Source organism: Streptomyces sp. NBC_01537 (genome assembly GCF_045040445.1).
In the GTDB taxonomy this organism is placed as follows: domain Bacteria; phylum Actinomycetota; class Actinomycetes; order Streptomycetales; family Streptomycetaceae; genus Actinacidiphila.
On the sequence record NZ_CP109392.1, the window covers coordinates 2,019,477 to 2,039,150 of the forward strand.

Here is a 19,674-nt window from a genome sequence, read left to right on the forward strand (position 1 = left end):
TCTGGGTGCGTTCCACGCCCTGCGGGCGCGGTGTCCTCAAGAGCCGGACGGGCTGGTCTACAGGTGGCGGCGCTGGTCGGCGACGTGGCGTTCGTACGTCTTGCGGGCCTCGATCGCGGCCTCGCGGGAGGCGACCTCGGCCACCGGCACGTCCCACCAGGCCTGGGCGCCGGGCGCGGTGGCGGCGGGGTCGGTCTCGACGTAGACGCAGGTGGGGCGGTCGGAGGCACGGGCGGCGGCGAGCGCCTCGCGCAGCTCGCGTACGGTCGCGGCGCGGATCACGTCCATGCCCAGGCTCGCGGCGTTGGCGGCCAGGTCCACCGGGAGCGGGTCTCCTGTGAAGGTGCCGTCGGCGGCGCGGTAGCGGTAGGCGGTGCCGAAGCGTTCGCCGCCGACCTCGGACGACAGGCCGCCGATGGAGGCGTAGCCGTGGTTCTGGATGAGGATCAGGTTGACGTTGATGCCCTCCTGGACGGCGGTGACGATCTCGGTCGGCATCATCAGATAGGTGCCGTCGCCGACCAGCGACCAGACGGGCGTGGTCGGGGCGGCCATCCGTACGCCGATGCCGGCCGGGATCTCGTAGCCCATGCAGGAGTAGCCGTACTCCAGGTGGTACTGGCGGGGACCGCGGGCCCGCCAGAGCTTGTGCAGGTCGCCGGGGAGGGAGCCCGCGGCGTTGATGACCACGTCGTCCTCGCCGACGACGGAGTCCAGGGCGCCCAGCAGCTGGGTCTGGGTGGGCCGGGCGTCCTCGTCGGCGGCGGTGTACGCGGCCTCGACGACCCGCTCCCAGCTCTGCTTGCCCTCGGCGTACTCGGCTTCGTACGCCGGGTCGACGCGGTGTCCGGCCAGGGCCGCGGTGAGGGCTTCGAGGCCGGAGCGGGCGTCGGCGACCAGGGAGAGGGCGGCGAGCTTGTGGGCGTCGAATGAGGTGACGTTGAGGTTGAGGAAGCGCACGTCCGGGTTCTGGAAGAGCGTGGCGGACGCGGTGGTGAAGTCGCTGTAGCGGGTGCCGACGCCGATGACCAGGTCGGCGGTGCGGGCCAGATCGTCGGAGACGGCGGTGCCGGTGTGGCCGATGCCGCCGAGGTCGGCGGGGTGGTCGTGGCGCAGCGAGCCCTTGCCGGCCTGGGTGGAGGCGACGGGGATACCGGTGGCCTCGGCCAGTTCGCGCAGCGCGTCCTCGGCCTCGCTGTGGTGGATGCCGCCACCCGCGATGATCAGCGGCCGGCGCGCGGCCCGTACGGCTGCCGCCGCGTCCGCGAGCGCGGCGGGGTCGGCGGCCGGGCGGCGTACGTGCCAGATCCGCTCGGCGAAGAAGTCCTCGGGCCAGTCGTACGCCTCCGCCTGGACGTCCTGCGGCATGGCGAGGGTGACAGCGCCGGTCTCGGCGGGGTCGGCGAGCACGCGCATGGCGTTCAGCGCGGCGGGGATCAGCGACTCGGGGCGTACGACGCGGTCGAAGTACCGCGAGACCGGCCGCAGCGCGTCGTTGACCGAGATGTCGCCGGAGACGGGGTGCTCCAGCTGCTGGAGCACCGGGTCGGCGACGCGGGTGGCGAAGGAGTCGCCGGGCAGCAGCAGGACGGGGATGCGGTTGACGGTGGCGAGGGCGGCGCCGGTGACGAGGTTGGTGGCGCCGGGGCCGATGGAGGTGGTGACGGCCTGCGCGGACAGGCGGTTGAGCTGGCGGGCGTAGCCGACGGCGGCGTGCACCATGGACTGCTCGTTGCGGCCCTGGTGGTAGGGCATGACGTCCTGCGCCTCGATGAGCGCCTGGCCGATCCCGGCGACGTTTCCGTGGCCGAAGATGCCCCAGGTGCCGCTGATCAGCCGGTGGCGTACGCCGTCCCGCTCGGTGTGCTGGGCGGACAGGAACCGCACGAGCGCCTGGGCGACGGTGAGGCGGCGGGTGGAGTTGCGGCTCATCGGGACCTCTCGGGTGCGGAAGGGGCGGTGTAGAGGGGAAGCCGGGAGTCGACGGGCTGGGAGGGCCATGTGTCGCGGATCCAGGCGTGGTCGGGGTGGTCGCAGATCAGCCAGGCGCGTTCCTCGCCCGGGCCCGCCATCACGTTGAGGTAGTACATGTCGTGGCCCGGGACGGCCATCGACGGGCCGTGCCAGCCGTCGGGGATGAGGACGACGTCGCCGTCGCGGACCTCGGCCAGCACATCGGTGTTGCGTCCGTTGCCGGACGGGGAGACCCGCTGGTAGCCGATGCCGTCCTTGCCGTGCGCGGAGGCGATCTCGAAGTAGTAGATCTCTTCGAGCCGCGACTCGCCCTCCCGGTCCTCGTCGTGCTTGTGCGGCGGGAAGGAGGACCAGTTGCCGGCCGGGGTGATCACCTCGACCGCGATGAGCTTGTCGCACTCGAAGACCCCGGCCGCGCCGAAGTTGTTGACCTGCCGTGAGCAGTTGCCGCTGCCGCGCAGCTCGACCGGCACCGACGAGGCGGGGCCGTAGCGGGCGGGCAGCGCCCGCCGGCAGCGGGCGCCGGTCAGCGCGAAGCGGCCGCCGGCCTTGCTGGCGATGGAGACGTGCGCGTCCCGGGGGACGTACGCGAAGTCGCTGACGCCCGCGAAGACGCTCTCGCGGCCGGCCAGCCGGAAGGTCTCGCCGCCGACGGCGACCGTGCAGGAGCCGGCGAGCGGGATGACGATCCATTCGCTGTCGCCGGTGGCGAAGTCGTGCCAGCCGCCGGGCTGGAGTTCGAGGATCCGCAGGGACGAGTAGCCCCAGCCGGCCCGCTCGGGGTCGATGTCGACGGTGTACGCGCCGACGGCGGCCTTACCGGCCGCCAGGTGGTATTCGGTGCTGGTCACGATGAGGGCCTCCCCTTCTCCTTGGCTCTCCTCGGCGGTCGTCACAGCAGCCCGACGGCCGTGTCGACGGCGGTCTCGACGCTGCCCTCGGCCGGGTAGAGCAGCGAGCGGCCGACGACCAGTCCCTGGACGGTGGGCAGACTCAGGGCCTTGCGCCACTTCTCGTACGCGGCGTCCTGCTCCTTGCCGACCTCGCCGCCGAGCAGGACGGCGGGCAGGGTCGAGGTCTCCATGACGCCGGCCATCTCGTCGACGTCGTCGGTGACCGGGAGCTTGAGCCAGGTGTAGGCGGAGGTGCCGGCGAGGCCGGAGGCGATGGCGATGGACTTGGTGACGGCCTCGGCGCTCAGGTCGTTGACCACCTTGCCGTCGATGCGGCGGGAGATGAAAGGCTCGACGAAGATCGGCAGTCTGCGCTCGGCCATGTCGTCGATGGCGCGGGCGGTGGAGAGCATGGTGGTCAGCGAGCCGGCGTCCTGGTAGTCGATGCGCAGCAGGAGCTTGCCGGCGTCGAAGTTCAGGCGCGCTATGTCCTGGGCGCGGTGGCCGGTGAAGCGGTCGTCGAGCTCGAAGGCCGCGCCGGACAGGCCGCCGCGGTTCATCGAGCCCATGACGACCTTGCCTTCGAGGGCGCCGAGCAGCAGCAGGTCCTCAAGGATGTCGGCGGTGGCCAGCACCCCGTCGACACCGGGCCGCGAGAGCGCGACGCAGAGCCGTTCCAGCAGTTCGGCGCGGTTGGCCATGGCGAACTTGCGGTCGCCGACGGCGAGCGCTCCGCGGGCCGGATGGTCGGCGGCGACGATCATCAGCCGGCCGCTGTCGCCGATCAGGGGACGGCGGACGCGGCGGGCGGCCGCTTCGGCGATCGCCTCCGGGTGCTGGGTCCGGACCTTCACCAGGTCGGAGATGCTGAGGCTCAAGGGATGCTCTCTTTCACTTCACGCGCTTTCAAGCTTCAAGCGAGGAGGAGGTCAGGTGGAGAGGAGGTCCTCGACCTCGGACTCGGTGGGCATCGCGGAGGAACACGCGAGACGGGACGCGACCAGGGCGCCGGCGGCGTTGGCGTAGCGCATGATCCGCGCGGGCTCCCAGCCGGCCAGCAGGCCGTGACAGAGCGAGCCGCCGAAGGCGTCGCCCGCGCCGAGGCCGTTCACCACCTCGACCGGCACCGGCGGGACCTCGGCGGTGGTGCCGTCCCGGTGCACGGCGAGCACGCCCTTGGGGCCCTGCTTGACGACGGCGAGCTCGACCCCGGCCGCGAGCAGCGCCTCCGCGCAGGCGCGCGGCTCGCGTACGCCGGTGGCCACCTCGCACTCGTCGAGGTTGCCGACGGCGACGGTGACATGCTTCAGCGCTTCCTCGTAGAAGGGCCGGGCCTCGGAGGGGTCCTTCCAGAACATGGGGCGCCAGTCGAGGTCGAAGATCGTCGTGCCGCTCTTCGCCCGTTCCCGCAGGGCCGTGAGGGTGGCCGTACGGCTGGGCTCCTCGCACAGGCCGGTGCCGGTGATCCAGAAGATCCGGGCGGCACGGATCGCGTCCAGGTCCAGCTCCGACGGATGGATCTCCAGGTCGGGAGCCTTGGGCAGCCGGTAGAAGTAGAGCGGGAAGTCGTCCGGCGGGAAGATCTCGCAGAAGGTGACCGGCGTCGGGTAGGCGGAGACCGGGGTGACCCAGCGGTCGTCGACGCCGAACTCCTTGAGCGCCTGGTGGCAGTACTCGCCGAAGGGATCGTTGCCCGTGCGGCTGATCACCGCGGTGGAGCGGCCGAGCCGGGCGGCGGCCACTGCCACATTGGTGGCCGACCCGCCGAGGAACTTCCCGAAAGTCTCCACCTGAGGCAGGGGCACTCCGGTCTGCAACGGGTAGACATCTACTCCGATGCGGCCCATCGTGATCAGGTCGTACGGCTCGGTCATGGGCTGCGCTCCTTGTCGTCCGTGTCGCCCTCTGGTCTAGCCCTGTGAGGAGAGCGCTGTCAACAGTATGTCCTTACAATCGAACGTTCGGAGCCGCCGGGCCATGGGACGTTACTGTGTCGTTACGTCGAGATGAATGGATGTCCTGACAAAGTCTTGACAGGAGCTTGGCGAAGGAGTTTGCTCCCGTTCTGCAACGGCCGCGTTAACGCCCGGCATCGCACTTCATCTCCACCCCCTCCCAACGCAGCGAGGTCAGGACCGATGGAACGTAAGACCAGAACCCGCAAGACCACCGCGATCGCCGCCGCCTGTGCGGCGACCCTCATCCTCGCCGCGGGATGCTCCAGCAGCTCGGGCGGCAAGCAGTCCGAGGCAAGCGCGAGCGGAGGCACAGCCGGCAAGGCCAACACGCCCAGGATGACGATCGCCCTGGTCACCCACCAGTCGCCCGGCGACACCTTCTGGGACATCGTCCGCAAGGGAGCCGAGGCCGCCGCGGCCAAGGACAACGTCAAGCTCGTCTACTCCGCGGACCCGAACGCGGGCAACCAGGCCAACCTGGTGCAGAACGCGATCGACCAGAAGGTCGACGGCATCGCGATCACCCTGGCCAAGCCGGACGCCCTGAAGGACGTGGTGGGCAAGGCGAAGGCGGCCAGCATTCCGGTGGTCGGTCTCAACTCCGGTGTGAGCGACTGGAAGAAGCTCGGCCTGATGGAGTTCTTCGGCCAGGACGAGACCGTGGCGGGCGAGGCGCTCGGCAACAGGCTGAACACGCTCGGCTCCAAGACGGCCGTCTGCGTCATCCAGGAGCAGGGCAACATCGGCCTCACCCAGCGCTGCGACGGCGTGAAGAAGACGTTCAGCGGCTCGCTGGAGACCCTGTACGTCAACGGCACCGACATGCCCTCGGTGAAGTCGACGATCACCGCCAAGCTCAAGCAGAACAGCGCCATCGACCACGTGGTCACGCTCGGCGCCCCGATCGCGCTGACCGCCGCGGGGGCGGTGACCGACGCGGGCAGCAAGGCCAAGATCGCCACCTTCGACCTCAACAAGGACCTGACCGGCGCCATCAGCAAGGGCACCATCGAGTTCGCCGTCGACCAGCAGCCCTACCTGCAGGGCTACCTGGCGATCGACTCGCTGTGGCTCTACAAGAACAACGGCAACTACATGGGCGGTGGCGAGCAGCCGGTGCTGACCGGCCCGGCCTTCGTCGACAAGAGCAACGTCGACGCCGTCGCCGCCTTCGCCGCGAAGGGCACTCGGTGATCGGCATGTCCCAACAGGCTGAGCCGGCGGTGACCACACCGCCGGCCCCCGGCCGGAAGGAGACCGACGGGCGGACCACGCAGCGCGGGCAGGTGCTGCGGCTGGTCGCCCGGCCCGAGTTCGGTGTCTTCCTCGGCGCCGCGGCCGTGTACGTCTTCTTCCTCATCACGGCCCCGCCGGTCCGCGACGCCAGTTCCATGGCCAACATCCTGTACCAGTCGTCGACGATCGGGATCATGGCCCTGCCGGTGGCGCTGCTGATGATCGGCGGCGAGTTCGACCTGTCGGCCGGCGTCGCGGTGATCACCTCGGCGCTCACCGCGGCCATGCTCAGCTACCAGCTGAGCATGAACGTCTGGGTGGGCGTGATCGTCGCGCTCCTGGTGTCGCTGGCGATCGGCTTCCTGAACGGCTGGCTGGTGGTCAAGACCGGGCTGCCCAGCTTCCTGATCACCCTGGGCAGCTTCCTGATCCTCCAGGGCGTCAACCTGGCGGTCACCAAGCTGGTCACCAGCAACGTGGCGACCGACGACATCAGCGACATGGACGGCTTCGACCAGGCCAAGAAGATCTTCGCCTCGTCCTTCGATGTCGGCGGCGTCCAGGTGAAGATCACCATTGTGTGGTGGCTGGTCTTCGCGGCCATCGCCACCTGGGTCCTGCTCCGCACCAAGTACGGCAACTGGGTCTTCGCCGTCGGCGGCAACAAGGAGTCGGCTCGGGCCGTCGGTGTCCCGGTGACCTTCACCAAGATCTCCCTGTTCATGCTGGTCGGCTTCGGGGCCTGGTTCATCGGCATGCACCAGCTGTTCTCCTTCAACACCGTGCAGTCGGGCGAGGGCGTCGGCCAGGAGCTGATCTACATCTCCGCGGCCGTGATCGGCGGCTGTCTGCTGACCGGCGGTGCCGGCTCCGCGATCGGCCCCGTCTTCGGCGCCTTCATGTTCGGCATGGTGCAGCAGGGCATCGTCTACGCCGGCTGGAACCCCGACTGGTTCAAGGCCTTCCTCGGCGTGATGCTGCTCGGCGCCGTCCTGATCAATCTGTGGGTCCGCCAGCAGGCGACCAGGAGGTGAACGCCATGACCGACACGGATACGAACACCGATACGAAGCAGAGCGACGCGCCCATCGTCTCCCTCAAGGCCGTCGGCAAGTCGTACGGCAACGTCCGCGCCCTGCACGGGGTGGACCTGGACGTGCTGCCCGGCCGGGTGACCTGCGTCCTGGGCGACAACGGCGCCGGCAAGTCCACCCTCATCAAGATCGTCTCGGGGCTGCACCACCACTCCGAGGGCGAGTACTTCATCGACGGCGAGTCCGTACACCTCAGCACCCCGCGCGAGGCCCTCGACAAGGGCATCGCCACCGTCTACCAGGACCTGGCCACCGTGCCGCTGATGCCGGTCTGGCGGAACTTCTTCCTCGGCTCCGAGGTGACCAAGGGCCCCTGGCCGGTGCGCCGCCTCGACATCGCCGGGATGAAGAAGACCGCCGACGAGGAACTGCGCGCCATGGGCATCGTCCTGGACGACCTGGAGCAGCCCATCGGCACCCTGTCCGGCGGCCAGCGCCAGTCGGTGGCCATCGCCCGCGCCGTCTACTTCGGCGCCCGCGTACTGATCCTGGACGAGCCCACCGCCGCCCTCGGCGTCAAGCAGTCCGGCGTCGTGCTGAAGTACATCGCGGCCGCCCGCGACCGGGGCCTCGGCGTCATCTTCATCACCCACAACCCGCACCACGCCTACATGGTCGGCGACCACTTCACCGTACTGCGGCTCGGCACCCTCGAACTGAGCGCCGACCGCAGCGAGGTGAGCCTGGAGGAGCTGACCAACCACATGGCGGGCGGCGCCGAGCTGGCCGCGCTCAAGCACGAGCTGGCGCAGGTGCGCGGGGTGGATGTGGAGGAGCTGCCGGAGCTGGAGGACGTCGGGAAGTCCGCCGCCGGCGGCAAGGCCGACAGCAAGGCGTCCTGACAGCAGCGACAGCATGCTGACATGACGTCCGAATGTCAGGACGAAGTATTGACGGCCGCCCGCCGGACGGCGAAGCTTCAACAGACGGAGCTTCGCGGGCGGGCGTCCCGTTTCCGCGCCCCACCTCGCCCCACCGTGATCCGCCATTGCCCCGGTCAGCGACGACCGACGAGAGGAGCCCTCCTCATGACCGCCCCCTCCCCCGCTCTGGACCGGATCCGGATCGGCTCAGCCCCCGACTCATGGGGGGTGTGGTTCCCCGACGACCCGCAGCAGGTGCCCTGGCAGCGCTTCCTGGACGAGGTCGCCGGCTCCGGTTACTCCTGGATCGAGCTCGGCCCGTACGGCTACCTGCCCACCGACCCCGCCCGGCTCACGGACGAGACCTCCCGCCGCGGCCTGACCGTCTCCGCGGGCACCGTCTTCACCGCCCTGCACAAGGGCGAGCAGGTCTGGGACGCCACCTGGGCGCAGGTGAGCGAGGTCGCCGCGCTCACCCAGGCCATGGGCGCGAAGCACCTGGTCGTCATCCCGTCCTTCTGGCGGGACGACAAGACCGCCGAGATCATCGACGACGTCGAGCTGTCCGCCGCGCAGTGGCACAACCTGGCCACCGGCATGGAGCAGCTCGGCCGCCAGGTCAAGGACACATACGGGCTGGACATCGTCGTGCACCCGCACGCCGACACCCACATCGACAGCGAGGAGCACGTCGAGCAGTTCCTCGACGCGACCGACTCCGACCTGGTCAACCTCTGCCTGGACACCGGCCACTACGCCTACTGCGGCGGCGACAGCGTCCAGCTGATCGAGACCTACGGCGAGCGGATCGGCTATCTGCACCTCAAGCAGGTCGACCCGGCGATCCTGGCCGACGTACGCGCCAACGGCATCCCCTTCGGACCGGCCGTCAAGCGCGGCGTGATGTGCGAGCCGCCGAGCGGCGTGCCCGCGCTGGAGCCGGTGCTGGCCGCCGCGCAGAACCTGGGCGTGGACCTCTTCGCCATCGTCGAGCAGGACATGTACCCCTGCCCGCCGGACCAGCCGCTGCCCATCGCGCAGCGCACCCGCAAGTTCCTCCGCTCCTGCGGGGCATAGGGCGCCTGCGGCGCCCGACCGACAGACCTCAGCTACCTGATACGAGGAATCACATGACCAGCCACGGAACGCTCGGCGTAGCCGTCATCGGAACCGGCCGCATGGGCGCCGACCACGTTCGCCGCCTCACGGACGTGACAAGCGGTGCGCGGGTCGCCGCCGTGGTCGACATCGACGCCGAGCGCGTCAAGGGGATCGCCGACGGCATCGAGGGCTGTGCCGCGTACACCGACCCGGCCCAGGCGATGGCCGACCCGGGCGTGAACGCCGTACTCATCGCCTCGCCCGGCCCGGCGCACGAGGCCGCGCTGCTGGCCGCGTTCGAGGCGGACCTGCCGGTGCTGTGCGAGAAGCCGCTCACGCCGGACGCCGCCTCGGCGCTGCGGGTGCTGGAGGCGGAGCAGAAGCTGGGCCACCGCCGGGTGCAGGTCGGCTTCATGCGCCGCTACGACCGGGAGTACATGAAGCTCAAGGCCCTGCTGGACAGCGGCGAGCTGGGCCGCACGCTGATGGTGCACAACCGCCACCGCAACGCCGAGGTGCCGCCCGGCTACACCAACCAGATGCTCATCAACGACTCCGTCGTGCACGAGATGGACATCACCCGCTGGCTGCTGGACCAGGAGATCACCGCTGTCACCGTGCTGCGCCCCCGGCCTTCCGGGAACGCGCCCGAGGGCCTGGACGACCCGCAGCTGGTCATCTTCGAGACCGAGGGCGGCGTGCTGGTCGACGTCGAGATCAACGTCCGCTGCCGGTTCGGCTACCAGGTGCAGGCCGAGGCCGTGTGCGAGAACGGCACCGCCCGGATGGGCGACGTCCACGACATCCTGGTCAACCATGCCGGCCGCTGGGGCGGCACCATCGCCCCGGACTACGTCGAGCGCTTCGAGGACGCCTACGACCGCGAGGTGCAGGCCTGGGTCGACGCCACCCGGCGCGGCGAGGTCACCGGTCCGAGCGTCTGGGACGGCTACGCGGCCGCCGCCGTCTGCGAGGCGGGCGTACGGGCGCAGGCCGAGGGCCGCCGGGTCGAGGTCGAGCTGATCGAGCGCCCCGCGCTGTACCGAGCCTGATCCGACGGCGCGGGCGGGGGGCTGCCTCCCCTCAGCTCCCCGCCCGCGCGCTTTCCCCCACGGCATCCACGGAAGGGTGTTCACCCTCATGCGCATCGCACAGCTCGGAGTCGGCCGCATCGGCACCTTTCACGCCGCCGCGCTCCACGACCATGCCGACGTCGGCGAGTTGCTGATAGCCGACGCCGATCCGGCGCGGGCCAGGGCGGCGGCCGACCGGCTCGGGGCGGGCGCACGGGCCCTCGGATCCGTGGACGAGGTCTTCGCTCCGGGCGCGGTGGACGCCGTCGTCATCACCTCGGCCACCGCCGCCCACGCCGACCTGATCCGCCGCGCCGCACGCGCAGGCCTGCCCACGTTCTGCGAGAAGCCGGTCGCGCTGGACCTCCCCGGCACGATGGCCGCCCTGCGCGAGGTGGAAGACGCCGGAACCGTCCTCCAGATGGGCTTCCAGCGCCGCTTCGACGCGGGCTACCGCGCCGCCCGCGAAGCCGTACGGGCCGGGCGGATCGGCAGGCTGCACACCGCCCGCGCGCTGACCTCGGACATGGCCCCTCCCCCGGCGGAGTTCATCCCGCTGTCCGGCGGGCTGTACCGGGACTGCCTGGTCCACGACTTCGACATCATCCGCTGGGTCACCGGCCACGAGATCACCGAGGTCTACGCCATCGGCGCCAACGGCGGCGCGTCCTTCTTCGGCGAGGCGGGCGACGTGGACACCGCCGCCGTACTGCTCACCCTGGACGGCGGGGCGCTGGCCACCGCCACCTCGACCCGCTACAACGGGGCCGGCCACGACGTACGCCTGGAGCTGTGCGGGACACTGGACACCGTCGCGGTCGGCGTGGACTGCCGCACCCCGGTGACGTCGCTGGAGCCCGGCTCCGCGCCCGGCGTGCCCAAGCCGTGGACCGGCTTCCTGGAGCGGTTCGGGCCGGCCTACCGGGCGGAACTCGCCGCTTTCGTGAGCGTCGTGCGCGGCGAGCTCGCCAATCCCTGCGACGGGCGCGACGCCCTCGCGGCCCTTCTCGTCGCCGAGGCCTGTGAGGTCTCCCGGCACGAACGGCGGCCGGTCGCGGTCGCCGACATCGCGGAACAGGCCGGCAAGCTCGCCGGCGGAACGGAGATCGCGGCATGACCCTCAACCTCGGGCCCGACCGCGTGGCCGCTGCCCCCATCTCGTGGGGCGTGTGCGAGGTCCCCGGCTGGGGCCACCAGATGGCGCCCTCGCGGGTGCTGCGCGAGATGGCCGAACTCGGCCTGACCGCGACCGAGTTCGGCCCCGACGGCTTCCTGCCGGACGCGCCCGCCGACAAGGCCGCCACCCTAGCCGCGCACGGCATGACGGCGGTCGGCGGTTTCGTGCCGGTGATCCTGCACGACCCCTCGCACGACCCGCTGCCCGGGGTGCGTACCGCCCTGGAGGGCTTCACGGCAGCCGGCGCCGGCACCCTCGTGCTGGCCGCCGCCACCGGCCTGGACGGCTACAACACCCGGCCCGAGCTGGACGAGAGCGGCTGGAAGACCCTGCTGGCCAACCTCGACCGCCTCGCCGATCTGGCCGCCTCCGTCGGCATCACCGGCTCCCTGCACCCGCACGTCGGCACCATGATCGAGGGCCCCGGCGAGGTCGACCGGGTCCTCGAAGGCAGCGGCATCGGCCTGTGCCTCGACACCGGCCACCTGCTCATCGGCGGTACCGACCCGGTCGCCCTGGCCCGCCGCGCCGCCGACCGCGTCGTCCACGTCCACCTCAAGGACGTCGACCCGGACGCCGCCGCCGAGGTCCGCGCCGGTCGCGCCACCTACACCGGCGCCGTCGCCGACGGCATGTACCGCCCCCTCGGCCAGGGCGGCGTCGACCTCCCCGCGCTCGTCGGCGCCCTGGAGTCCGCCGGCTACGGCGGCTGGTACGTCATGGAGCAGGACGCCGTCCTCAGCGCCGAACCCGACGCCGACGGCGGCCCGGTCGCGGACGTACGCGCGTCGCTCGCCTGGCTGTCGGCCCTCTAGGGTCTGTCCGGAGCCTGTCACCCCTCCGGCGCGTAGTGCTCCGGTTTGCCGCGCTCGGACAGCGGCGGCAGGTTGCGCCGGGGGGTCTCGACCGGCTCGGCGTCCGCCGCCTCACCGCGGGCCCGGCGCCAGCCGGCCCGTGCCCGCGGGTGGTAACGGCGGTCGTGCGGGACGAACTTGAACACGGCGTTGATCGCCCGGCAGGCCCCACGGTGCCGCCGGGCGTCCCGCTGCGACCAGGTGAAGCCGAGCAGGTCGCGGACCTCCCGGTCGTAGAGCCCGATGGTGAACCAGACGAAACCGCGCCCGATCAGCGCGCCGACCGGGCGCCATATCGCGTGCGGCAGCCACGGCAGAAACGGCGGCCTCGCGATCCCGGCTATGTCGAGCACGTCCCGGGTGGCCTTGTTGTCCTCCAGCACCTCCGCGCACATGTGCTTCCATTGACTTGCTCCTCGGGTTGAAGCCCGGGGATTCTGGCCTTCTCGTCCGGGTTCTGTGCCGCTATGCGGCGCGGGGTTCGGGCGGGAGTCCGTGGCTTCCTGTTTCGTCGCGCTGTGCCGGGACGGGTCCTGGTCTTACCTGCGCTCCACAGGCTGTAACCGCCAGTCCGGCGGTCTTTTTCACGTTGACGGCGGAGTTGATGTCCCGGTCGGGTGTTCGCACGACGGCTGCGCATCACCACAGTAACAACCAAGCATTGGCCATGACTTGACATCACCATGGCATGCCCCGAACAAATCCTTGGCCAATCCGAGCCCGTTCCCGGCAAAGGCTCTACCCGCATAGAACTCCCCGGTGCTGTCATGCCCACACCGGCCCGGAATCCTGCCGGGCACCACACCGGGAGTCCCCCACCATGTCCCGAATACGCCGCACCATCCTCACGGCCATCCCCACCATGGCCCTCGCCACCATCGGCCTCACCTTCGGCGTCGGCACCGCTCACGCCGCCTCCTGCAGCCAGAGCTACCTCCCGCTGCCCGACCCCAGCTGCCAGCCCGGCGCGCTCAACCCGGACGTCACCCAGTCCACGATCGACAGCACGATCTGCGTCTCCGGCTGGACCGCGACCGTACGGCCCTCCAGCTCGTACACCACCGCCCTGAAGAAGAAGCAGATCGTCGAGTACGGCTACACCGACACCAGCACCTCCGACTACGAGGAGGACCACTTCATCCCGCTGGAACTCGGGGGATCCCCCAAGAGCGCCCTCAACCTCTGGCCCGAACCCGAGTACGGCACCAAGACCGCCGGCAACAAGGACACCGTCGAGAACAAGCTCAAGAAGGCCGTCTGCGCCGGCGACGTCAGCCTCTCCGACGCCCAGGACGCGATCGTCACCGACTGGACCACCGCCCTGTCGGACCTCGGCCTCAGCTGACGCCTCCGCTTCCCCCCACCACGCAGCCCCGCCGCCCGCACCGGCGGGGCCGTCCCGCGATAATCGGGGCGGGAGCGGGCGAGGCCGAGGAGGGGCAACGGGTGTTCGGGCGCTGGTGGTTCCTGGATCTGCTGCGGGGCGGCGGTGACGAACACCGGCCTGCGAAGCGGGGATTGACCAAGGAGCAGCAGGAACTGGTGCTCGGGGAGTGGGCGGTGCTGCGCGAGCGGCTGTACGGCTTCGCGGCGGCACGGGTGGCCGACGCGGGGGAAGTGCTGGCGGGGGCGGAACTCCGTCTCACCGGGGACTCCGCGCAGCGGGACTACGGATGGGCGCTGGAGGCGTACGACGCGGCCGGCAAGCTCCTGGACGAGGCGGCGGATCTGCCGGATCTGGCGGCGGCCGCGGTGCTGGCCGAGCGCGCGGTGGAGCGGTTCGCGGCGGCGGACGCGCGCAGCCGGGGCCGACGGGCGCCGAAGGGCGTGACCAGGTGCTTCTACAACCCGCTGCACGGCGCGTCGGCCCCGCCCGGCGGCGCCTCAAGGCGCTCGCCCCGCCGGACCGGACCGCGCGAGGCGGCGGCGAGCCGGCGGCCGGCCTGCGAGGACTGCCGCCGGGCGATCCTGGCAGGCCAGTCCCCCGATGTGCTGCCCGCGCTGGTGCCGGTCAAGACCTCGCGGCGGCACACGGCACAGGTGCTGGTGCCGTACTACGCGGTGCCGCAGCAGTGGTCGATCTGGTCGGCGACGGGGTGCGGGGCGTACGGCGACGAATCGCCGGGCCTGGTGATGCGGGGCGACCACCGGCGCCGGGTGGCGCCGGTGGCCGTGAAGCGGTGATCTCTCAGCAGGCGCCCTCGTCCAGCCATACCCCCCATTCACCGGTGGTGCCGGGCTCCTCGCCCTGCGTCCACCACTTGGCCTTCCACTTGTGGCCGTTGTGGGCGACCTCGTTGCCGTTGACGTAGATGGCGGTGCTGCTCCACTGCGCGACCGTGCAGGTGCCACTGCTGGTCGGCGTCGGCGTCGCGGTCGGGGTGGTGGTGGGCGGGGTCGCACCGGCGAACTTCACCGAGTACTTGGTGAAGTCGTACGCGGACTGGCTGACGCTGCTGCAGGTGCCCGACGTCGTGCCGTTGTTGTCGGGCGGGCTGCACTGGCGGTCGCGGTTGACGGACCAGAAGGTGAAGCGGGCCATGCCGTGGGAGGTCGCGTAGTCCAGGACGGTCTGGAAGTCGGCCTGGTAGAAGTACTCGCCGGTGTCGCTGCGGCCGTTCATGCCCGAGAAGCCCTCGTGGGCGTAGGCGGTGGCGGAGCTCCAGCCGAAGGTGGACTGCAGGACGGAGTTGAAGTTGGTGAGGGCGGAGGTCTGCGCCGAAGCGCTGCCGAAGCCCCCGTCGAACGGCATGATGGAGAAGTTGTTGGGCGTGAAGCCCTGCGACTTGGCCTCGTTCAGCATCTGCTTGCCGAACCAGCCGGTGCCGTCGGCCGTCCCGGCGGTGGTCACCGAGATGTAGATCCCCGGGTTGTTCTGCTGCAGGATCTTCGCCGCGCCGATCTCGTTGTGGATGGCGGTGGCGTTCTCGTACTCCGGCTCCTCGAGGTCGAAGTCCATCGCCTTGAGGCTGTACTTGCTGATGACCTGCTGATACGCGGCCGCCGTCGCCTCCGGGGTGCCGCAGGTCTGGCCGAGCTTGGTGCCACCGTAGCCGCCGATCGACACGGAGACGTCGCCGCCCTTGGCACGGATGGCGGAGATGACACCCGCCACCGCGGTGTCCGAGGACACCGCGGACGTGCCGTCCCAGGTGGGGGAACACCCGCCGCCGTTCGGCGCGAGGATGAAGGCCAGCTGGAAGGCCTTGAGCCCGGTGGCATCCATGACGGCCCCCGGGTCGGGCGGGTTGTTGTCCAGCGGCATCAGGTAGGGCGCGGCGGCATACCAGTTGCTGCCGAGCGTGGCGGTGGTGGCGGCGTGGCTCGTAGCGGCTACGGCCGTGACGGCGGCGACGGCGAGCGCCGCCGCCGATCCGGCGGCGGCCAGCGCCTTGAGGCCGAGACCGAGACTGAGGTTGAGGCTGCGCTTGGTTCTGTGCTGCACGGGGCCCTCCGAGTGGGGCGGAGATGGTACAGACCAATTCCCCACACAGGGTGGCGGCTTGATGCGACCCCGTCAAGAGATTGGACTGGACCAATCGCGAGCCCCAGACGCCCTACAGGCCCTACAGGCCCTACAGCCCCCAGCCCGCCCGCAGTTCCCCGAAAGCCTCGTGGAACCCGGGGAAGGTCTTCTTGACGCAGCCCGGCTCGTCGAAGGTGACGCCGCCCGCGATCCGCAGCCCGGCCACGGCGAAGCTCATCGCGATCCGGTGGTCACCGTGGCAGGCGATCTCCGTCGGCGCCGGCACTCCGGGGTGGATCTCGATCCAGTCATGACCGGTCTCGACCCGGATGCCCTGCCTCCGGAGGTTCTCCGCGCACGCCTCCAGCCGGTCGCACTCCTTCACCCGCGTGTTGTAGACGTCCTCGATGCGCACCGGGCCGTCCGCGAAGGGTGCGATGGCGGCCAGCGTCGGCATCGTGTCGGAGATGTCGCGCATATTGGCCGTCACCCCGGACAGCCGCCCGGTCCCGCGCACCGTCGTCGCACCGGCCCCGATCTCGACCCGCGCGCCCATCCGCTCCAGTACGTCCACGAAGCGCAGGTCGCCCTGGAGCGCGTCCGTCCCCAGGCCCGGGACGGTGATCTCGCGGCCCGTCAGAGCCGCCGCGGCGAAGAAGTAGCTCGCGGTCGACGCGTCGGGCTCGATCCCGTACGCCGTCGCCCGGTAGCCGCCGGGCGGAACCGCCAGGATGTCGCCGTCCCTTACGGCCTCCACCCCGAACCGGCGCATCATCGCCAGGGTGATCTCGACATACGGCGCCGAGACCAGCCTGGTCACCCGGATCCGCAGGCCCTCCGCCGTGAGCGGGCCGGTGAGCAGCAACGCCGTGAGGAACTGCGAGGACAGGCTCGCGTCGAGGTCCAGCTCACCGCCCTTGATCCCGTCCGCGACCACGGTGAGCGGCAGGTGGCCCTCCGCCTCCTCGTGCGCGATGTCCACGCCCAGCGTGCGCAGCGCCTCGGTCAGCGGGGCCACCGGCCGGCGGCGCATCTGCGGCGACGCGTCGAAGCGGAACCTGCCGTGACCTGCCGCCGCCAGGGCCGGCATGAACCGGGCGACCGTCGCCCCGTCCCGGCAGTAGACGTCCGCCTCCGCCGCGCCGGGCCCCGCGGGGCGGCCGGTGATCCGCCACTCCTCCGGGCCGCGCTCGATGTCGTAGCCCAGCGCGAGCAGTCCTTCGGCGAAGGCCTCGGTGTCGTCGGAGAGCAGCGGTCGCCGCAGCGTGGTCGTCCCCTCGGCTGCGGCCGCGAGGAAGAGCGCCCGGTTGGTGATCGACTTCGATCCCGGGACGGCGACGACGGTCATGTGCTGGCCTCCGGCAGAGCGGGTGTGGGTACCGGGGAATCCAATCACGCCCCCGGAGCCCGCACCTACGCCGCAGGCGTGAACCGCACCGGGAGGCTCCGCGTGCCGCGCATCAGCAGTCCCGGCAGCCAGCTCAACCGCGCCGGGTCCGTGTCGAGTTCGAGCGTGACGGTGCGTTCCAGGAGCGTACGGATGGCGATCCGGCCCTCCAGGCGTGCCAGGGGCGCGCCGAGGCAGTAGTGCAGCCCGTGGCCGAAGGCGAGGTGACCGCGGGTGTCGCGGCGGATGTCGAAGCGGTCGGGGTCCTCGAAGTGGCGGGGGTCGCGGTCGGCGGCGGCGGTGGCGACGAGGACACCCTCGTGGGCGGGGATGAGGGTGCCGGCGATGTCGACGGGCGCGGTGGTGAAGCGGTAGGTGGAGGTCTCGACGGGGCCGTCGTAGCGGAGCATTTCCTCGACGGCCCCGTCGAGGAGGCCGGGGTCGGCGCGCAGGTCGGCGAGCTGGTCGGGGTGCGCGAGCAGCGCGCGCACACCGTTGGAGACCAGGTTGACCGTGGTCTCGTGGCCGGCCACTAGAAGGAGGAAGGCCATGCCCTTCAGCTCGGGCTGCGACAGCCGGTCGCCGTCCTCCGCGGTGGTGCGGATGAGCGCGCTCATCAGGTCGTCGCCGGGCGAGCAGCGCTTGTCCTCGATCAGGTCGTCGAGATAGGCCGCGAGTTCCTCGATGGCGGTGCGCTCGACCTCCGGACTGCTGGGTGCGACGACCTCGTTGGACCAGTGACGGAAGGCCGCCCGGTCCAGGTCGGGGACGCCCAGCAGCTCGCAGATCACGGTGATCGGCAGCGGGTAGGCGAAGGCCTCGACGAGATCGGCCCGGCCGTCCGGGGCGGCCATCATGGCGTCGGCCAGTTCGTCGGTGATCCGCTGGACGCGCGGGGCCAGCGCCTCGACCCGGCGCATGGTGAACTCGCGGGTGACGAGCTTGCGCAGCCTCGTGTGGTGGGGCGGGTCGGAGCTGAGCAGATGGGGGCCGATCAGCTGCTCCTCCAGCGACGTCCAGCCCGCGTTCCGGGGGTTCTTCACCAGCCGGGGGTCGGTGAGCGCGGCCCGCACCTCGTCATGGCCGACGACCAGCCACACGTCACCGATGTCGGCGGTGTGCACCCGGTGCACGGGGCCCTGGTCCCGTAACTTGGCATACACCGGGTAGGGGTCGGCGGTGAACTCCTCGCCGTAGACCGTCAGATCGACCGTTTCGGATTCCGTCTCGGCTTCCATTCCGGCACCGTAGCCGGTGCGCGGGACGGCCGCGTCAGACTTCCGGACGATCGCCGGAAGCCGCCTCCTCCAGACGGACGAGGAGATCGGTGACCCGCTTGACGACGATGTCGCGGTCCCCCTCGGTGAGCACGGAGCCCATGCCGCAGGCGGCGGCGCCGGCGGCTATCCACTCGGGGGCGGTGTCCACGGAGATCCCGCCGGCCGGCAGCAGCGCTGCCTGCGGGAGGTCTGCCCGTACGTCCCTGATCCAGCCGGGTGCGCAGCCCGAGGCGGGGAAGAGCCTGAGCGCGTCGGCGCCCAGCTCCAGGGCGCGGACGACCTCGGTGGGTGTGGACACGCCGGGGAAGACCGGCACACCGTAGCGGTGGCCGGTGCGGATGACCTCCTCGTCCAGGCCCGGGGAGGCCAGGAAGCGGGCCCCCGCGTCGACGGCCATCCGTGCCGAGGCCCCGTCCAGGACGGTGCCGGCGCCGATGATCGCGTCATCGCCCACCTCACGTACGAGGGTGGTGACGGCTTCGAGGGCGAAGGGGGTGGTGAGCGATATCTCGATGGTGGTGAGCCCTGCCGACAGCAGCGTGTCGGCGGCTGCGGCGGCCTGGTCGTAGCTCTCCTTGCGGACGATGGCGAAGACCCGCTGGGCCAGTGCGGCCCGGGTGATCTCCCAGCGGTACACGGCCGATCGCCGTCCTTCCCAGGTTGCTCGGCACCATTGCCCGACCGATCGGTCATTGCACGGCCAACGCTATCGGCTGCCACTGACAAAGCGGCGGCCGAACAGACCAACGCGGGCCGGCGGCCGGTGGGGAGCCCGGCCGCCGGCCCGCGCCGGCAGTGCAGAAGGTGGGTGTGTGTCAGCAGGTCAAGCAGGCCGAGCAGGTCAGCAGTCGTAGTCGATCAGGTCGAAGGACGCGTAGTGGTCGGAGGTGTAGTAGTCCTCGTCCGTGGCCTGGCCGGTGATGATGCGGCGCGCACCGCGGGTCGACGAGCCCGGCGTCTTGACCGTGTACTCGTGGTAGTAGCCGGAGGCATGGGCCGGCAGCAGACCCTCCGCGTTCCGGAAGACCGTCCCGTCCTGGCTGTACGGGAAGGGGCCGCCGGAGGCGATCAGGTTGAGCGTGGTGTACGCCTGCGACGGCAGGTCGGAGTAGCAGATGTCGCCGTAGGAGACGGCGGCCGACACCGTGCTGGAGGCCGAAACCGCGACCGGAGCGGCGGTGGGGGTCGCCGCGACGGCCGGGCCGCCGATGAGGAGGGCAGAGGCGAGGGCGCTCAGGGCGCCGATGCGAGCAATCCGTGGGGAGATTCTCATGGCATCAACAATGACGCGCGTAGACCATGGCATGTCAATGTCAAC

General features: G+C 70.9%; 18 protein-coding genes and 1 pseudogene. 9 read left to right on the forward strand and 10 right to left on the reverse strand.

Annotated features, from left to right (window positions below):
* Positions 1 to 57 precede the first annotated feature (57 nt).
* Genes iolD through iolC form a run of 4 tightly spaced genes read right to left on the reverse strand, consistent with a single transcriptional unit; the run spans position 58 to position 4,741 of the window.
* Complete coding sequence (gene iolD, locus OG607_RS09360; RefSeq protein WP_405721115.1) at positions 58 to 1,932, reverse strand: 3D-(3,5/4)-trihydroxycyclohexane-1,2-dione acylhydrolase (decyclizing); 1,875 nt, start codon at positions 1,930 to 1,932, stop codon at positions 58 to 60.
* Positions 1,929 to 2,825: a 5-deoxy-glucuronate isomerase gene (gene iolB, locus OG607_RS09365; protein ID WP_405721118.1), complete on the reverse strand. Its 897-nt coding sequence runs from the start codon at positions 2,823 to 2,825 to the stop codon at positions 1,929 to 1,931. Before iolB ends, iolD begins: the two co-directional genes overlap by 4 nt.
* A gap of 41 nt (positions 2,826 to 2,866) precedes the next feature.
* The gene (locus tag OG607_RS09370) at positions 2,867 to 3,745 is read right to left on the reverse strand and encodes a deoxyribose-phosphate aldolase (protein ID WP_405721120.1); all 879 of its coding nucleotides are present in this window, start codon (positions 3,743 to 3,745) and stop codon (positions 2,867 to 2,869) included.
* Positions 3,746 to 3,796: 51 nt separating this feature from the next.
* A complete protein-coding gene (iolC, locus tag OG607_RS09375) occupies positions 3,797 to 4,741 on the reverse strand; it encodes a 5-dehydro-2-deoxygluconokinase (RefSeq protein ID WP_405721123.1) in 945 nt (314 codons plus the stop codon).
* 264 nt (positions 4,742 to 5,005) lie between these two features.
* Between iolC and OG607_RS09380 the strand changes: the two genes are divergently transcribed.
* The 7 genes from OG607_RS09380 to OG607_RS09410 all read left to right on the forward strand — a co-directional run bounded on the left by OG607_RS09380 (position 5,006) and on the right by OG607_RS09410 (position 12,184).
* Complete coding sequence (locus OG607_RS09380) at positions 5,006 to 6,019, forward strand: sugar ABC transporter substrate-binding protein (protein WP_405721125.1); 1,014 nt, start codon at positions 5,006 to 5,008, stop codon at positions 6,017 to 6,019.
* Complete coding sequence (locus OG607_RS09385; protein WP_405736650.1) at positions 6,019 to 7,095, forward strand: ABC transporter permease; 1,077 nt, start codon at positions 6,019 to 6,021, stop codon at positions 7,093 to 7,095. Before OG607_RS09380 ends, OG607_RS09385 begins: the two co-directional genes overlap by 1 nt.
* Positions 7,096 to 7,100: 5 nt before the next feature.
* A complete protein-coding gene (locus OG607_RS09390; RefSeq protein WP_405721127.1) occupies positions 7,101 to 7,997 on the forward strand; it encodes an ATP-binding cassette domain-containing protein in 897 nt (298 codons plus the stop codon).
* A 186-nt stretch (positions 7,998 to 8,183) separates the two neighbouring features.
* The gene (locus OG607_RS09395; RefSeq protein ID WP_405721129.1) at positions 8,184 to 9,095 is read left to right on the forward strand and encodes a sugar phosphate isomerase/epimerase family protein; all 912 of its coding nucleotides are present in this window, start codon (positions 8,184 to 8,186) and stop codon (positions 9,093 to 9,095) included.
* A 53-nt stretch (positions 9,096 to 9,148) separates the two neighbouring features.
* Positions 9,149 to 10,171 (forward strand): Gfo/Idh/MocA family protein, encoded by a 1,023-nt coding sequence (locus OG607_RS09400; RefSeq protein WP_405721132.1) that lies wholly within the window; start codon positions 9,149 to 9,151, stop codon positions 10,169 to 10,171.
* Positions 10,172 to 10,259: 88 nt separating this feature from the next.
* Entirely contained in the window at positions 10,260 to 11,309 is a 1,050-nt protein-coding gene (locus tag OG607_RS09405; RefSeq protein WP_405721135.1) for a Gfo/Idh/MocA family oxidoreductase, read from the forward strand.
* On the forward strand, positions 11,306 to 12,184 hold the full coding sequence (locus OG607_RS09410; RefSeq protein ID WP_405721138.1) for a TIM barrel protein: 879 nt from the start codon (positions 11,306 to 11,308) through the stop codon (positions 12,182 to 12,184). The genes OG607_RS09405 and OG607_RS09410 overlap by 4 nt, the downstream gene beginning before the upstream one ends.
* A gap of 17 nt (positions 12,185 to 12,201) precedes the next feature.
* On the opposite strand, the pseudogene OG607_RS09415 reads toward OG607_RS09410, so the two are convergent.
* Positions 12,202 to 12,630, reverse strand: a pseudogene (locus OG607_RS09415) (oxygenase MpaB family protein); the annotation flags it as partial.
* Positions 12,631 to 13,043: 413 nt separating this feature from the next.
* On the opposite strand from OG607_RS09415, the gene OG607_RS09420 reads away from it, so the two are divergent.
* The gene (locus OG607_RS09420) at positions 13,044 to 13,568 is read left to right on the forward strand and encodes a hypothetical protein (RefSeq protein ID WP_405721139.1); all 525 of its coding nucleotides are present in this window, start codon (positions 13,044 to 13,046) and stop codon (positions 13,566 to 13,568) included.
* A 101-nt stretch (positions 13,569 to 13,669) separates the two neighbouring features.
* Positions 13,670 to 14,407 (forward strand): hypothetical protein, encoded by a 738-nt coding sequence (locus OG607_RS09425; protein ID WP_405721142.1) that lies wholly within the window; start codon positions 13,670 to 13,672, stop codon positions 14,405 to 14,407.
* A 4-nt stretch (positions 14,408 to 14,411) separates the two neighbouring features.
* Here OG607_RS09425 and OG607_RS09430 read toward each other — a convergent pair whose 3' ends face one another.
* The 5 genes from OG607_RS09430 to OG607_RS09450 all read right to left on the reverse strand — a co-directional run bounded on the left by OG607_RS09430 (position 14,412) and on the right by OG607_RS09450 (position 19,629).
* Positions 14,412 to 15,611 carry a chitinase gene (locus OG607_RS09430; RefSeq protein ID WP_405736653.1) on the reverse strand — a complete coding sequence of 400 codons (1,200 nt, stop codon included), beginning with the start codon at positions 15,609 to 15,611 and terminating at the stop codon, positions 14,412 to 14,414.
* 187 nt (positions 15,612 to 15,798) lie between these two features.
* Positions 15,799 to 17,037, reverse strand: a complete 1,239-nt coding sequence (aroA, locus tag OG607_RS09435) for a 3-phosphoshikimate 1-carboxyvinyltransferase (protein WP_405721144.1) — start codon at positions 17,035 to 17,037, stop codon at positions 15,799 to 15,801.
* A gap of 65 nt (positions 17,038 to 17,102) precedes the next feature.
* The gene (locus OG607_RS09440; protein ID WP_405721146.1) at positions 17,103 to 18,314 is read right to left on the reverse strand and encodes a cytochrome P450; all 1,212 of its coding nucleotides are present in this window, start codon (positions 18,312 to 18,314) and stop codon (positions 17,103 to 17,105) included.
* A gap of 34 nt (positions 18,315 to 18,348) precedes the next feature.
* A complete protein-coding gene (locus OG607_RS09445; protein WP_405721148.1) occupies positions 18,349 to 18,993 on the reverse strand; it encodes a bifunctional 4-hydroxy-2-oxoglutarate aldolase/2-dehydro-3-deoxy-phosphogluconate aldolase in 645 nt (214 codons plus the stop codon).
* 204 nt (positions 18,994 to 19,197) lie between these two features.
* Entirely contained in the window at positions 19,198 to 19,629 is a 432-nt protein-coding gene (locus tag OG607_RS09450) for a ribonuclease (RefSeq protein ID WP_405721151.1), read from the reverse strand.
* Positions 19,630 to 19,674: the final 45 nt, after the last annotated feature.